Here is a 14,616-nt window from a genome sequence, read left to right on the forward strand (position 1 = left end):
CCGGGACCCGGCCCGGCACGCGTTGTGATACGTCGGGGTTGGGTTTCGCGGTTAGAAGGTTTTCAACCAGCCCACCCAAAACTTGGGATCATTGTTGAATCCCACGTTTTCCTCACCATTGTTCTGGTCCCAGTTCAGGCTGAAGGTGCCGAAATCGCCGGCGGTCTTGCTGATGCTGGCCCCATAGTTCCAGTAGTCGGCATTGGCCGAGCGCTCGATGTCGATGTCATTCAAGGTTTCGACAAAGGTGATGTCGCTGTTCTTGAAATCGGTATAGCCGGCGCGCAGCCCAAAGCTCAGGCCATAGGGCAACTCGCTGTAGGTGAAGCCGCCCGAGAAATACCAGTCACCCTGGTCATAAAGGCCGCCGTCATTCTCGCCATAGACGGTGTAATCCACGCCCAGCTTGAACCACTTGTAATTCAAGCTGCCGCCCACCTCGGCGAAGTTGAGATCCTTGCCACCCGGATAGGCGTAGTAGATGCCCTTAACGTTATAGGTCAGGTCCTCGATGATGGAGTTGGTGAAGCCCAGATAGAGATCCGCTTCGGCGCTGGGGTTATTTTCGTCGAGGTTGAAATCGACATTGGAGACCCAGGTCCCGGCATAGAAACCGCTGCTGTGGCTGTAATCGAGGCCGCCCTGGACCGCCGCCTTGTCATCCGTCTGGGTGATGCCGCGCCAGATATAGTTGCTGACCACGCCGATGTTGGCGCTGACACTATGTTCCGGGGGCGGATTACCCTCGTCGTCCGCCAGAACCGTCAGGGGGGTGGACAGGAGGGCGCTGGCGATGCCAGCGGCAATCAATTTTTGGGCTTTCATGGCTAATTGACCTCTCTTTAGGATGCTTGGATGTTAGGGATGCCACCGACCAGGCCGGGGCCATAAAGATGACGAATCGACTCTTGCAGTCTTTGTGCCAATCTTCGGCCACGCCAGCAACTCAGAGCCAGATCAGCGCCTTACCCCGTCGCGGCAGGGATTTTGGCGCTTAGTTGGCGCGGACTCCCGGCCCGGGCCGGGGGTGGCCGCACCATTATGGGGCATGCGGCGGACCAGGGTCAGGATGCGGCCAGGGCGCTATAATCCCCGCCACCGCACCCCCCAGCCCCAGGTGACCACCATGTTGGACCCCAAATATCTCGACGACCTGACCCGGCGCCTGGCCGGCAGCCTGCCCCAGGGACTCCAGGCACTGCACCAAGATATCGACCGTAACCTGCGCGCTGGCCTGGAGGCCGGCTTGTCCAGGCTGGACCTGGTGACCCGGGAGGAATTCGATGTCCAAAGCGCCGTCCTGGCCCGCACGCGCGCTAAACTGGAGCGCCTGGAGACCCAGGTGGCGGAGTTGGAGCGAGCGCTAAGGCCCGACGGACCCGCGCGCTAGTCGCCCGGCACCCACCCTGCCACCCCCTTGAGCCTCTGCATCCTCAACAGCCGCGCCCGCGTGGGCATGGAGGCGCCGCCCGTGACCGTGGAGGTCCAGCTAGCCGGTGGCCTGCCCTGCATGAATATCGTCGGCTTGCCCGAGATGGCGGTCCGGGAGAGCAAGGACCGGGTGCGCGGCGCCCTCCACAATGGCCACTTCCAGTTTCCCGCCGGGCGCATCACCGTCAACCTGGCGCCGGCGGACCTGCCCAAGGAGGGCGGGCGCTTCGACCTGCCCATCGCCCTGGGGGTGCTGGGGGCCTCGGGCCAGCTCAAGACCCAGGGGCTGGCGGACCTGGAATTCCTCGGCGAACTCGCCCTCTCCGGCGCCCTGAGACCCGTGCAAGGGGTACTGCCGGCGGCCCTGGCGGCCCGCGAGGCCGGCCGCGCCCTGGTCCTGCCGCGCCAGAACGCCGTCGAGGCGGGTCTGGTCCGGGGCCTGCGCGTCCTCCCCGCCGACCACCTGCTGGAGGTCTGCGCCCATCTCAACGGCGAGGCGCCCCTGGCGACTTATGTCTCCGAGGAGATCGCCCTGGTCGCGACCCAGTACCCGGACCTGTCCGAGGTGCGCGGCCAACCCCAGGCCAAGCGGGCCCTGGAGATCGCCGCCGCTGGCGGTCACAGCCTGCTTTTTCTGGGCCCCCCGGGTACCGGCAAGTCCATGCTCGCCAGCCGCCTGCCCGGCCTGCTGCCGACCCTGAGCGAGGAGGAGGCCCTCCAGACCGCCGCCATTCGCTCGGTCAGCGGCCTGGAGGCCTTCGACCCGGCGCGCTGGCGCCAGCGGCCCTTTCGCACCCCTCACCACACCGCCTCGGGCGTGGCCCTGGTGGGTGGCGGCGGCAATCCGCGCCCCGGCGAGATCTCCCTGGCCCACCTGGGCGTCCTCTTTCTCGACGAACTGCCGGAGTTCGACCGCCGGGTGCTGGAGGTGCTGCGGGAGCCCCTGGAGTCTGGGCGCATCCACATCTCCCGCGCCGCGCGCCAGGCCGAGTTCCCCGCCCGCTTTCAGCTCGTGGCCGCCATGAACCCCTGCCCCTGTGGTTATCTCGGTGACCCGGCGGGGCGCTGCCGCTGCACCCTGGAGCAGGTCGCCCGCTACCGGGGCCGCATCTCCGGCCCCCTGCTGGACCGGATCGACCTGCACGTGGAGGTGCCGCGCCCGCGGCCGGAAGAGATGAACGCCCCGCCGGACGCCAGCGCCGAGACCAGTGCCCAGGTGCGTGGCCGGGTCGAGATCGCCCGCACCCGCCAGCTCGCCCGCCACGGCAAGCCCAATCAGGGCCTGGAGCCCCGCGAGATCGATATTCATTGCCCCCTGGACGAGGATGGCCGGCGACTCATGGCCCAGGCCATGAGTCGCCTGGGGCTGTCCGCCCGCGCCTATCACCGGGTCCTCAAGGTCGCGCGCACCATCGCCGACCTCGCCGGTCGCGAGACCATCACCCCCCTCCACCTGGGCGAGGCCATCGGCTACCGGCGGCTGGACCGCAACCCCCAAGGCTAGACCACCCGCCATGCTGCAACTCCGTCGGATCGATCTGCGCCGGGGCACCCGCCTCCTCCTCGAAGCCGCGGACCTGTGCGTCTATCCCGGTCAGAAGGTGGGCCTGGTGGGGGCCAACGGCTGCGGCAAGTCGAGCCTCTTCGCCCTCATCCAGGGCGAGCTTCACCCGGACGCCGGCGAGGTCCTGGTCCCCCCGGGCTGGGAGATCGCCCACGTCGCCCAGCAGACCCCGAGCGGCGACCAGCCCGCCATCGAGTTGGTCATGGACGGCGATCGCGAGTTGCGCCAGGTACAGCGTGACCTGGTTGAAGCTGAGGCGGCGGGGGACGGCCTGCGCCAGGGCGAACTCCACGCCCGCCTGGAGGCCATCGGCGGCTATACCGCCGAGAGCCGCGCCGCCCGCCTGCTCCACGGCCTGGGCTTCAACCCCGGCGAGGAACGACGCCCGGTGTCTAGCTGGTCCGGGGGCTGGCGCATGCGCCTGGGCCTGGCGCGCACCCTCATGTGCCGCTCCGACCTCATGCTCCTCGACGAACCCACCAACCACCTGGACCTGGACGCGGTCATCTGGCTGGAGACCTGGCTGCGCAACTATCCCGGCACCCTCCTGCTGATTTCCCACGACCGCGACTTTTTGGACAGCATCGTCCGCCAGATCGCCCATATCGAGCAGGGCCAACTAAATTTTTACACCGGCAACTACAGCGCCTTCGAGGCCCTGCGCGCCGAACGCCTGAGCCAGCGCCAGGCCGCCTTTGTCCGCCAGCAACAGGAGATCAGCCGCATCCAGGGCTTCGTCGAGCGCTTCCGCGCCAAGGCGACCAAGGCCCGCCAGGCCCAAAGCCGCATCAAGGCCCTGGAGCGGATGGAGCGCATCGCCCCGGCCCATGTCGACAGCCCCTTTCATTTCGCCTTCCGCGCCCCGCCCAGTCTGCCGCGCCCCCTCCTGACCCTGGACGAGGGCCGCGCCGGTTATGGCGACAAGATCATTCTGCACAAGGTGCGGCTGAGCCTGGAGCCGGGCGACCGCATCGGTCTCCTCGGCCCCAACGGCGCCGGCAAATCCACCCTCATCAAGGTCCTCGCCGGCCAACTGCCCCTCGCCAGCGGCCACCAGGGCCAGGCCCAGGGACTGAGCATCGGCTACTTCGCCCAACACCAGATGGACCAGCTCCGTCCGGACGACAGCCCCCTCCGCCATCTCCAACGCCTGGCTCCGGAGGCGACGGAACAGGCCCTGCGTAGCTACCTGGGCGGTTTCGACTTCGCCGGCGACAAGGCCCTGGAGCCCGTCGCCCCCTTCTCCGGCGGCGAGAAGGCGCGCCTGGCCCTGGCCCTGGTCATCTGGGGCCGGCCCAACCTCCTGCTACTGGACGAACCCACCAACCACCTGGACCTGGAGATGCGCGAGGCCCTGGGCGAGGCCCTACAAGACTTCGAGGGCGCCCTGGTGGTCGTCTCTCACGACCGCCACCTGCTGCGGGTCACCGTGGACCAGCTCCTGCTGGTGGACGGCGGGCGGGTCGCCCCCTTCGAGGGCGACCTGGACGACTATCCCACCTGGCTGCTGCGCCGCCAGCCCCGGGCCGAGGAACTGGCGGACCCGGACGACGCCCCCGCCGGGGAGACATCCGCCGCCATTCGCAAGGATCAGCGCCGCCAGGAGGCCGAGGAGCGAAAACGCCTCCAGCCCCTGCGCCAGCGTCTTCAGAAACTGGAGGCCCGTCTCGATCACCTCGCCGCCCGCCGCGCCGCCCTGGAGACCGCCCTCGCCGAACCCAGCCTCTACGAGGCCGAGGGCAAGCCCCGCCTGCTGACACTGCTGGCCGACAAGCAGCGCCTTGACACCGAGCAGGAGGAAGCGGAAGCCGACTGGCTCATCACCAGCGAGGAATTGGAGGAGGCACTGGGGGGCTAGGTCACCGTCTATAATCACCACATGCCCCAGCGGGCACTCGGCCATCTCTGCCCCTTTGAGGCCCTCGAACAGTGGCAGATCAAGCAGCCGGAACTGTTCGTTTCAGAGATTAATCATTTCCCGGGGCTTGACATCCCAGGTACTCCACCATGAACACTGCCGAACTTATCTACGAATCGGTCAAGAGACTGCCCTCACCCGCGGCGCAGGAAGTGCTCGATTTTGCCCATTTTTTGGCCCTGCGCGAGAGCTGCCGGGAGGACCGGGAGCTGATGCTTGCCCAGCAGAGCGCCACAGGCGATTGGGACAACGAGGACGACGATGTCTGGAATCATGCCCCAACCGTGTGACATCGTCCTGCTGCCCTTCCCCTTCACGGACCTCTCGGCAAGTAAGTTGCGGCCAGTTTTGGTCATGACCGATGTGATGGTAAGTGGCGATTTCCTTGCAGCCCAAGTCACATCTCAAACCCATCACCGGGTCCGGGTACCCCTGCGCGACAGCGACTTTGAGCTTGGCCAATTGCCAAAGGCCAGCATCGTCCGACCGGATAAGATTTTCACGCTCAATCAATCTCTGGTTGTACGCCGGGTTGGGCGACTCAATCGACTGGCATTCGAGCGCATCCTTGCCGGGATCTGCCAATACCTTGGCTGCGAGAAATCAAGCTTTACCCAGATCGAAATTCGCAACCGAGCGTGACAATCAAGGCGTCCGACCTGGACGCCCTGGGCGCCAACTTCGAACAGGGGCGACCAATCCAGGCGCCTAGTTCAGCGCGCCACGGCGGGGACCTGGAGCGAGATGGGGTGCCCGCCGGTAACGCCGGTCAATTTAGCGCGCCCGGTCAAGGCTACCTGCCGAGGCCATCCTCGCGAAATTGCAGTGCCGCCAGGCGCGCATATAGCCCCCCTTGGTTCATGAGTTCCTCATGCGTGCCCTGGGCGATCAGGCATCCCTGGTCGAATACCAGGATGCGGTCCACCTTGCGCACGGTCGCCAGCCGGTGGGCGATGACGATGCTGGTGCGGCCCTTCATCAGTTCCTCCATGGCGAGCTGGACCAGCCGCTCGCTCTCGGCGTCGAGGGCGCTGGTGGCCTCGTCAAGCAGGAGCAGGGCCGGATCGCGCAGGATGGCCCGGGCAATTGCGATCCGCTGGCGCTGGCCGCCGGAGAGGCGCACGCCACATACGCCCAGGAAGGTGCCGAAACCGTCCGGGAGCTGGTCAAGAAATTCGGTGGCATGGGCGGCCTCGGCGGCGCGGCGTACCGCGTCGTCGCTCGCGGTGTCCAGTCCGTAGCGGATGTTCTCCCAGGCGTCCCCGCTGAAGATCACCGGGTCCTGGGGGACCAGGGCCAGGTGACCACGCAGGTCCCGGAGGTCCAGGTCCCGCAGGTCGATCCCATCGAACCGGATGCTGCCGTGTTGCGGATCGTAAAACCGCAGCAGGAGCTGGAGCAGAGTCGTCTTGCCGGCCCCGGACGGACCCACCAAGGCGATCCGGGCTCCGGGGCTCGATTCGGACGGTGAGGTCATGGAGCACCGTCCGCTCGGGATGGGCTGGATAGCCGAAGCGCAGATTCTGGAATTCGACCCGCCCCCGGACTGGAGCAGGGAGTGTCTGCGGTTGTTGGGGCGAGCCAACCTGGGGTTCGGTCGCCAGCAATTCCATCAGCCGTTCACTGGAACCGAGACCACGCATCAGTTCGCCGGCGATCTCGCTCAGACCGCCCACGCAGCTCCCCAACAGCAGCGCATAAAACAGAAAGGCGGTCAGTTCACCGCCGCTCAGCGTGCCCGCTAGGACCCGATGACCGCCGATCCATAACACCACGCCGATGGTGCCATAGGTCAAGGCGGTGGGGATTGCACCGACAAAAGCTCCGAGCCGTGCGCGCCGAATGGCTGTCGCGAAGGCGGACTCCACCCGCTGACCATGGCGGGTCTGATCGACGGACTCGTGACAAAAGGATTGCACGGTCCGGATGGCGTTCAGCACTTCATCCACATAGGCGCCGACATCGGCGATGCGGTCCTGACTGGCGCGCGACACCCGCTTCAGTCGGTAAGCGATCAACCACAGATGAAGTAGCGCGAGTGGGATGCCAAGCAGTACCAGACCGGTTAGCCGGGGGCTGATCAGGGCCATCATCATCAGACTGCCGAGCGCCAGGATCGCGGTCTGCAAGCCCATGGCCAGGCTGGTGCCCACCAGGATCTGGACCAGGGCCGTATCCGCAGTCAGGCGGGAGATGATCTCCCCCGTTCGGTTAGTCTCGAAAAACCCCAGGTCCAGGCCGAGGACCCGCCCGAAGACCGCAGTGCGGATGTCGGCAACCACCCGCTCGCCAATCCAGGCGAGGTGGTAGGAGCGGGCCAGGCCAGCCACCGCCATGGTCATGACGACGAAGAGGAAGAAGACTAGGGACTGGTCGAGGGCCGGCCCCGAGCCCGAGATTAGACCGGAATCGACAACCAACTGGAGCGACCGGCCAAAGGAGAGAACCGCCCCCGATGAGACAATGAGCACCATTACCGCGACCAGGATCTGTCGCAGATAGGGCCGCGCAAAGCCGAAGATGCTCTCGGATACGTTCATGGCGCTGGCCACTTGTTGGTAATGCGTCAAAACAATGGCCAACGAATCCCAGGGGCCCTGATTACCCCCAGGCCGTCAGATCTTTCCTTGAACTTATGAATTGAACTAAAGAGGCGGGGCCAAGCGGCCCCGCCCAGGCTATTACCGGCTTAAGCCCCGGTGCGCCAAGCAATCCCACAATTACTTTCGAAATTTTTTGAGCAACCGCATGTATTGCATGGGGAATAGCAATGGATTTCGATTGAAAGTTTCATCGGCAGTCTCCAGTGGAAGGCGCGTTAAGGAACAGACCCCTGCCGGGATGCGCCGGACCAGGCATGGGCGAGAAGGCAGTTGTACTCGGTGGGCTGGGTATAGCTCCCGTGCTCCGCATGCCAGGCCCCGGGGCAGCGGCTGCACGTCCGGAGGTCGGCGCGTTGACCGCAAGGCACATCCGCCAGGGTCAGGGCCGCCCAGCGTTGGAAGAAGGGGGCGCCGTGCCAGATGCTGGCGAGGGCGTCGCTGGGGAATTTGCCGAGGGCCTCCGTCATGCCAATACAGGGCTGGACGGTCCCGTCCGGTGATACCACCAGGCCGGCGGCCCCGGCCCCGCAGAGGCTGGCCGTCTGGTCAGGTCCCTGACCGGACCCCAGGGGCTCGCCCATGATGGTGAGGCGGTAGAGGGGCGAGCGGAAGACATCCTGGAGGGTCGCGGGGTCCAGGACCCGTTGCGCTAAGGGCGAGTGGCCCCCGTCATTCTTCGCGGTGATACTCAAGTCCATCTGGAAGCCGCAGCCCAACCGCTCGGCCAGGGCCTCGACCTCCCGCCAGCCGGCGGCCGTGTGCTTCATCAAGAAGGTCTTGATGGCGACGGTGACCCCACCCTCCCGCAGGGTCTCGATGGCCCGCAGACTGCGTTGGAACGAGCCCTCCAGCCGGGTGACCCCATCGTGGATCGCCGGGTCGGCGGAGTAGATACTGCAGGAGACGGACTTCGGCCGGTGTTCGATGATCCGCGCCAGCATGGCGTCCGAGAACCGGGTCAAGTTGCTCAAGGTGCCGGTAAGAAACCCGTATTTCCTGGCCAGGTCGAGAATGTCCGCGAAGTCCTTGCGGACGCCGACTTCGCCACCCGTCAGGCCCAGGCTGAAACCGCCCAGGGCGTGGAACTCCCCGAAGAGCCGGTCGATCTGGTCGAGCGTCAGTTCGTTTAGGTGGGTCTCGTCCGGGAGGTAGCAGTGGACGCACCGCTCGTTACAGCGGTAGGTGGTCTCTAGGGTGAGGGAATAGCAGACGCGGTGATCGCCCATCAGTTGGCCGATGGCCTGCTCGACATTGCGTTGCGGGCTGGCGAGATCGGCGACGCCGACGGTGGGGCCACAGGTTGGACCCTGGTTGCTGGGTCCCTCGATCAGGTTCGAGGCCTCCAGGGATTACCCGAACGCCGCGAGTGTAGAGATAGCTTCGCCCCGGGCGTCTGGGCCGAACTCGCCGTGGGCGAGCATATACTCCAGGGCGCTATCGATTGCCCACGGGACTGAAAGAGCCGCCACCAGACCTCGGCGGAATCTCCCTCCAGGGTGCTCGCGGAACGGGAGGGGGTGTGATAGGCGATGGCGACAGTCTTGTCTGGCCAGCGGTAGACGCGGCTGAAGACGCCGGAGTTGATCGGGAAGCGAAGCGCTGGTTGCATTGGCACGATCTCTGAATTTACGCCTGCGAGGGGTCCGAACTCACAGTCATCCGCGATAGGGTGGCACGGCTTGATGACATGTTCAGCACGCAAGTACTCCTGAACCCGTTATTGCCTAACGGGCAACCCGTCACCTCGAAGGAAACGGCCGTTCGTCAGGGCTTGTAATAGATGCCTTTGCGAATATCTTCTTGCGCGATCCTGCTCAATTCATTAACGATTTTGTCCTGAAATTTCTGGAAAAAATCAAAACCCACGTCGAACGTAGCCGAGTATTCCGGGCTTACTTGCATACCGTCCTGAAACACCTTTACGTAGTGGCTATTCTCCCGGATGAAAGTACCCACTTTGAAAGTCTTACCATCATGCACGAATGTCTCAAAAGTCTCTGGTTCCATAATCTGACATCTACTCTAGGTCGCTAAAGAGGGGGGAAAAGCCTCAAGGTCCGCCAGCGGATCCGCTGGACCAGCGGTGGCAGCAGGCAAATCCAACTAATGTCGTGGTACTCCACGTTACGGGAAAGAGAGATAACAGAATGAAAATTGGCGATTACAACGCGTTTCCGGAGGATTGGGTGCAGATTAACGAGAAACTGAAGGTGATGCGGCTCTGCAAGGGCTGGACCCAGGAGGCGTTGGCCGAAAAGCTCGGCTGGGCGGTCAACACCTACGCCAAGATCGAGCGGGGAGAGGCGAACGTCAAACTGGATAAGCTCCATCAGCTCGCCGAGGCAATCGGGATCGATCCGACGGACTTGCTGAACGGCGGGGAGAGGACGGTCTTCAACTTCGCCGAGAACTGCACTAACACTCAAAGCAACCTTGGCCATACGATTCTCTTGAGCGAAGCGCAGTGCGCCCATGAGCTTGAAAAGGCCGGAATGATTGTCGCGCAGAAGGATCGTGAGATCGGCTATTTGAAGGAGGAGAACCAAAATCTAAGGGAGATCATTGCCCTGCTGAAGGGCAAGCAGCAGTAACCATCCCCCGAGCAAGCCGGTGGTATATGAGGCAGGCCAAAATCCAGCCCCAGGACATTCCGGAATACAAGACATGACAAGCGATGATCTGGAGCGAATAGCGGCGGCCATCGAGGCGGACGCAGTCGAGCCGGTACCGGACATCCGGCAGTCGCTGGCGGAAATGGCGATGGGCGCATGGGGACGGACCTACACACCGGCGCAATTGGCGCTGCGGGAGGCGCGGGCCGTCTTGGGCTGTTGCAACTGACATTTGCCTGGCTGTTGCGTATACCCGTCGCTACGGTGCGCGATTGGGAGCAGGGGCGCTTTCCACCGCCCGGCAGCGCCTTGCTGGTGGCTCGGCTGGCGCGTGAACACCCAGAGGTACTGCGGCCGTACCTGGCGGACCAGGAGGCGCCCCGAATGGTACTCGGCAAATCAGGTTAGGGGTAAAGACCCCCTGATCAGCCGTGCCTCGCGCACCCCGCGCAGGGCGTTGCACACCCGGATCGCCTCGGCGCGGTCGAGGTCCGCCAGGGTGATCGGGGCCTCGCGCGCGCCCCAGGCCGGATCATCCAGCAGGACGCCGCGCATCACGCCGGGCAGCACCCCCGCGCTCAGGGGCGGCGTGACCCAGGCGCCGTCAAGCTTCAGGAAAATATTGCTGCGGGCACCCTCCGTGACCCGGCCGGCACGGTTGTGGAACAGCATGTCGAAGGCGCCCTGGCTGATGGCGGCGGCGATGGCCCGGTCATAGCGGGCGCGCCAGGTCGTCTTGTGACACAGCAGCGGGTCGGCCTCGTCCACCGGCGTGGGAGCGATTAGTAGGCCAAGCGGCCCGGGGGGCAAAGCGTCGAGCGGGGCTGCAGCCAGCTCGTAGCCGCCATTTTTGTGCAGTATCAGTTTGAGGCGAAAAGGGATGCCCGCCGTCAGGGTCGCCTCCCGCGCCACCAGGGCCTGGCGAATCTCCGTCAGCGGTAATCTGAATCCCAGGAAATCCGCGCTGCGCCCAAGCCGCGCCAGATGGCGCTCCAGGTGACGAATACCCTCCTCGCGGCTGGCATAGAGGGTCTCGAAGAGACTAATGCCCGGGTCGAGCTCGGTCAGAAAACGCGCCTTCAACTGACATTCGTCGTATTCCTCATCGGCCTGGCTATCGCTGACAATGCCAGCCCCGATGCCCAGGCTTGCCAAACGCAGTGCCCGGGGCGACTGGCCCGGCGCCGCGGCACCCAGCGTCAGGGTGCGGATGGCCACCGACAGACAGAAATCCCCGCAGGCGGCCCCCGCCCGCTCGCCCGTCGGTGGCTCGATCCAGCCCAGGGCACCGGTGTAGAGGCCCCGGGGGCGGGTTTCGAGGGCCCTGATCCAGTGCAGGGTGCGATGCTTGGGCGCCCCCGTGATCGAGCCGCAGGGGAAGGTCGCCCGCAGGACCTCGGGAAAGCTCACCGTCGGCGGCAAATCGGCCTCGATGGTGGAGGTCATCTGCAGGAGGGTCGGGTGGGTTTCCACCGCGAACAGCTCCGGCACGCGCACGCTGCCCGTGCACGCCACCCGCCCGAGATCGTTGCGCAAGAGATCGACGATCATGAGGTTTTCGGCCCGGGTCTTAGGATTGCGGCTGAGCTCCCGCGCGATCACCGTCTCATCCTCGCCCGCCCCGGCCCGCGTCGCCGTGCCCTTCATCGGCCTGGCCTGAAGCCGGCCCCCTTGATTGCGCAGAAACAGCTCGGGGGAGCAGGACAACACCTGCGTCGGCTCGTCCGCGTGGGCCCCGGGCGGGAGCGACAGGAAGGCCCCAAAGGCCACCGGTTGGCGGGCGCGCAACCGGCGGTAAAGGCTCAGGGGCGACCCCAGGACGCGCAGGTCGAGGCGATAGGTGAAGTTGACCTGATAGGTTTCGCCGGCGACGATCGCCTCCTGAATGCGGGCCAGGGCCTCACCAAAAGCGGCGCGGCCCAAGCTGGGCCGCAGGTCGCAAACGCCGGCGGGCGCGGGACCGGGGATCCCGGCGTCCAGGGGAGCGCCCTGGCCCCCCTCCCCGCCCAGCGCATCGCGCTCGCGGGCCGCCAGCCAGGCATCCACCGCCTGACGGGACAGACGCCGCAGGGAGGAAAAGATCAGCAGGCGCAAGGCCCCTCGCTCTCCCGGCGCCATGCCCCTATCGTCCCCGCGCTGGAGACGCACCCCCCACTCGAAATCCGCCAGCACCACCGCATGCCGCCCAGCCCGCATCTCGCCCTGCGCCTGGCGCCAGACCTCGTCCAGGCGCGGGGGGTCGTCGCACCGGTACTCGCGCACGAAACCGGTGTAGAGCCGGCTCGTCGGCATGGCCTCGGTCGCGGCACAGTCGTCCAGCAGGGCGAAAACTTGCATCGCGACGTCAAATAACCTGGAAAGCAGTTAGCCCGGCTTGCATGGCGCGCGATCCCGGGTAATCTAGAATTTCACGCCGGCGGCGATCGCCGCGATGGGTTCGGCAGCCGGCTGCCAACCGCCGCCTGGCCCGGCGGGCACCAGGCCGCGACACGGCCCCAGAGGTTATTTTATCCCCATGCATTCCAGACCCCTCTTTGACAGACAGCGCCTCTACATCATCATCTTCGAGTCCGACACCCCGGCGGGCCGGCGGTTTGACACAGCCTTGCTGCTGACCATCCTGGCCAGCCTGGTGGTGGTGATGCTGGATAGCATCGAGGGCATGCACAGCCAATACCGCGACCTCTTCAATCAGCTGGAATGGGCCTTCACCGCCCTCTTTGCCCTGGAATACGGGCTGCGCCTCTACTGCTCGCCCAAGCCGCTGGGTTACGCCTTCAGCTTTTTCGGCCTCGTCGATCTGCTGGCCCTGCTGCCGGCCATCCTGGCCCTGGCCTTCGCCGACGCCCAGTATCTACTGATCATCCGGGTCATCCGCATGATCCGCATCTTCCGGATCCTCAAGCTGCGCCAGTACCTGAGCCAGGCCAACTACCTGCTCATCGCCCTGCGCGGCAGCCGCCAGAAGATCATCGTCTTCCTGGTCGGCGTCTCCTCCCTGGTCACGGTCTACGGGGCCCTGATGTATGTGATCGAGGGTCCCGCGCACGGCTTTACCAGCATACCCACCAGCATCTACTGGGCGGTAGTGACCCTGACCACGGTGGGCTTCGGCGACATCACCCCCAAGACGCCCCTGGGACAGATGGTCGCCACCCTGGTGATGATCACCGGCTATTCCATCATCGCGGTGCCCACGGGCATCTTCACTGCCGAACTGAACCGCGCCATGCGCCAGGTTGCTCAAAACGAGCACGACTGCCCGCACTGTCATAAAAAGCGCCACGAGGCCGAGGCGGCTTTTTGCAGCCGTTGCGGGAGTCAACTGTTTCCCCAGATCCTCCCTGACGGGGGGGAAGGATAAATACCCCTTCCCTCAACCGTTCAAAGACTATCAATGGCAACACTCAAATATTCCATCCGTACGCCATATCGGGGAACTGACGGCCGCATGGAAATATCGAGACCCAGCCTTCAGCCCTCGGCATAAAGTGCCGCCGTCTTGGCCGACTGTGCGGCCACCACCCGGCGCAACTCGGCGGGGGCCATGACCTCCAGGTTGTCGCCGGCCCCGAGCAACCAGCGCAGCAACTGGCCGGTGGAGGGGAGGCGGGCGGTGACGCGCAGCAGGAAGCCGGAGTCATCGGGCTCATCGTCCAGGCGCTGGTTATCGCTGAGCGGACAGGCCTCCAGCAGGGTCGCCAGATAACCCCGCACCCGCAGCTCCAGGTCGATCAGCCGGCCCTGGCCGAAGTCGATCTTGCCCGAGGCGATGGCCTGGTCCAGATCGAAACCCGTCGCCGCCCTGGCCGGCGTCCCGACCTGGACCTGGGCGCGGATCATGCGGTGCAGGGCGTAAAAGCGCACCGGCCCCACTTCATCATTCTTGAGGGCCAGCAGGTAGGGGATGGGGCCCCGCTGGACCAGGGCCTGGGGGTGGATGACCGCTTCGCCGCGTTCGCCCGCGGCATCCTGGTACTGAATGAGCAGGGCCCGGCGTTGCGCCAGGGCCTGGACCACCGCCTGAAGAAGTTCGGGGTAGAGTTCGACCGGGCGCAGCCTCAGGGTATCGGGAACACAGCGCAGTCGCCGTGCATCGAGGAGCGGACCCTCGACTTCATGCAGCAGGCGCTCCCACAGGCGGTCGAGCCGCCGCTCTGGCACCGCCTCGGCGATCAGGTCCCTGACCTGCCGCAGGGTGTATTCCCAGATGAGGGGGTCCTCCGCCAGGTCATCGCCCAGGCGCCGGTAACGCAGGGGCTTGCCACCCGGGTTCACCGCCGCGATACGCCCCTCCTTGAGCAGATCCATGAGGTCGCGTTGCAGGGCCCGGCGGCGCGCCGGGACATCACTGGCGCCATAATCATCGCCGAGGATTTGCAGCAGCCGACCCCCGTCCGGACAGTCGGCGGGCGTGGCGGTGGCGGTTGGCAGCAGGGCCTCCAGACGGCGGAGGCGTTGGATACGGCTCTGATAGGTAGCGCTCAT

The 14,616-nt window shown here is 65.4% G+C and carries 13 protein-coding genes and 2 pseudogenes; 9 read left to right on the plus strand and 6 right to left on the minus strand.

Annotated elements, in window-relative coordinates:
* Window positions 1–51 precede the first annotated feature (51 nt).
* Window positions 52–825 (minus strand): hypothetical protein, encoded by a 774-nt coding sequence (locus tag IPN92_00845; GenBank protein MBK8636872.1) that lies wholly within the window; start codon window positions 823–825, stop codon window positions 52–54.
* A gap of 301 nt (window positions 826–1,126) precedes the next feature.
* Here IPN92_00845 and IPN92_00850 point away from each other — a divergent pair, with 301 nt between their 5' ends.
* From IPN92_00850 to IPN92_00870, 5 genes are all read left to right on the plus strand, one after another.
* Window positions 1,127–1,390, plus strand: coding sequence for an accessory factor UbiK family protein (locus tag IPN92_00850; protein MBK8636873.1), 264 nt, complete (start codon window positions 1,127–1,129; stop codon window positions 1,388–1,390).
* 27 nt (window positions 1,391–1,417) lie between these two features.
* A complete protein-coding gene (locus IPN92_00855) occupies window positions 1,418–2,935 on the plus strand; it encodes a YifB family Mg chelatase-like AAA ATPase (GenBank protein ID MBK8636874.1) in 1,518 nt (505 codons plus the stop codon).
* Between the two features lie 10 nt (window positions 2,936–2,945).
* Window positions 2,946–4,853, plus strand: coding sequence for an ATP-binding cassette domain-containing protein (locus IPN92_00860; GenBank protein MBK8636875.1), 1,908 nt, complete (start codon window positions 2,946–2,948; stop codon window positions 4,851–4,853).
* A gap of 149 nt (window positions 4,854–5,002) precedes the next feature.
* A complete protein-coding gene (locus IPN92_00865) occupies window positions 5,003–5,203 on the plus strand; it encodes a hypothetical protein (GenBank protein ID MBK8636876.1) in 201 nt (66 codons plus the stop codon).
* Window positions 5,175–5,555 (plus strand): type II toxin-antitoxin system PemK/MazF family toxin, encoded by a 381-nt coding sequence (locus IPN92_00870; GenBank protein ID MBK8636877.1) that lies wholly within the window; start codon window positions 5,175–5,177, stop codon window positions 5,553–5,555. Before IPN92_00865 ends, IPN92_00870 begins: the two co-directional genes overlap by 29 nt.
* Window positions 5,556–5,706: 151 nt before the next feature.
* On the opposite strand, the pseudogene IPN92_00875 reads toward IPN92_00870, so the two are convergent.
* Window positions 5,707–7,453 (minus strand): annotated as a pseudogene (locus IPN92_00875) (ATP-binding cassette domain-containing protein).
* 278 nt (window positions 7,454–7,731) lie between these two features.
* Window positions 7,732–8,742, minus strand: coding sequence for a radical SAM protein (locus IPN92_00880; protein ID MBK8636878.1), 1,011 nt, complete (start codon window positions 8,740–8,742; stop codon window positions 7,732–7,734).
* Here IPN92_00880 and IPN92_00885 point away from each other — a divergent pair.
* Complete coding sequence (locus tag IPN92_00885) at window positions 8,731–8,973, plus strand: hypothetical protein (GenBank protein MBK8636879.1); 243 nt, start codon at window positions 8,731–8,733, stop codon at window positions 8,971–8,973. The genes IPN92_00880 and IPN92_00885 overlap by 12 nt on opposite strands.
* Window positions 8,974–9,280: 307 nt before the next feature.
* Here IPN92_00885 and IPN92_00890 read toward each other — a convergent pair whose 3' ends face one another.
* On the minus strand, window positions 9,281–9,496 hold the full coding sequence (locus IPN92_00890) for a hypothetical protein (protein MBK8636880.1): 216 nt from the start codon (window positions 9,494–9,496) through the stop codon (window positions 9,281–9,283).
* Window positions 9,497–9,663: 167 nt separating this feature from the next.
* Between IPN92_00890 and IPN92_00895 the strand changes: the two genes are divergently transcribed.
* Entirely contained in the window at window positions 9,664–10,107 is a 444-nt protein-coding gene (locus tag IPN92_00895; protein MBK8636881.1) for a helix-turn-helix transcriptional regulator, read from the plus strand.
* A 73-nt stretch (window positions 10,108–10,180) separates the two neighbouring features.
* Window positions 10,181–10,536, plus strand: a pseudogene (locus IPN92_00900) (XRE family transcriptional regulator).
* Here the strand turns inward: IPN92_00900 and IPN92_00905 are convergent.
* Entirely contained in the window at window positions 10,528–12,465 is a 1,938-nt protein-coding gene (locus IPN92_00905; protein ID MBK8636882.1) for a bifunctional anthranilate synthase component I family protein/class IV aminotransferase, read from the minus strand. The pseudogene IPN92_00900 and the gene IPN92_00905 sit on opposite strands and share 9 nt — an antisense overlap.
* 178 nt (window positions 12,466–12,643) lie before the next feature.
* On the opposite strand from IPN92_00905, the gene IPN92_00910 reads away from it, so the two are divergent.
* Window positions 12,644–13,492: an ion transporter gene (locus IPN92_00910; protein ID MBK8636883.1), complete on the plus strand. Its 849-nt coding sequence runs from the start codon at window positions 12,644–12,646 to the stop codon at window positions 13,490–13,492.
* A gap of 110 nt (window positions 13,493–13,602) precedes the next feature.
* On the opposite strand, the gene IPN92_00915 is transcribed toward IPN92_00910, so the two are convergent.
* Window positions 13,603–14,616 (minus strand): WYL domain-containing protein, encoded by a 1,014-nt coding sequence (locus IPN92_00915; protein MBK8636884.1) that lies wholly within the window; start codon window positions 14,614–14,616, stop codon window positions 13,603–13,605.

The organism is Chromatiaceae bacterium (genome assembly GCA_016714645.1).
Lineage (GTDB): Bacteria > Pseudomonadota > Gammaproteobacteria > Chromatiales > Chromatiaceae > M0108.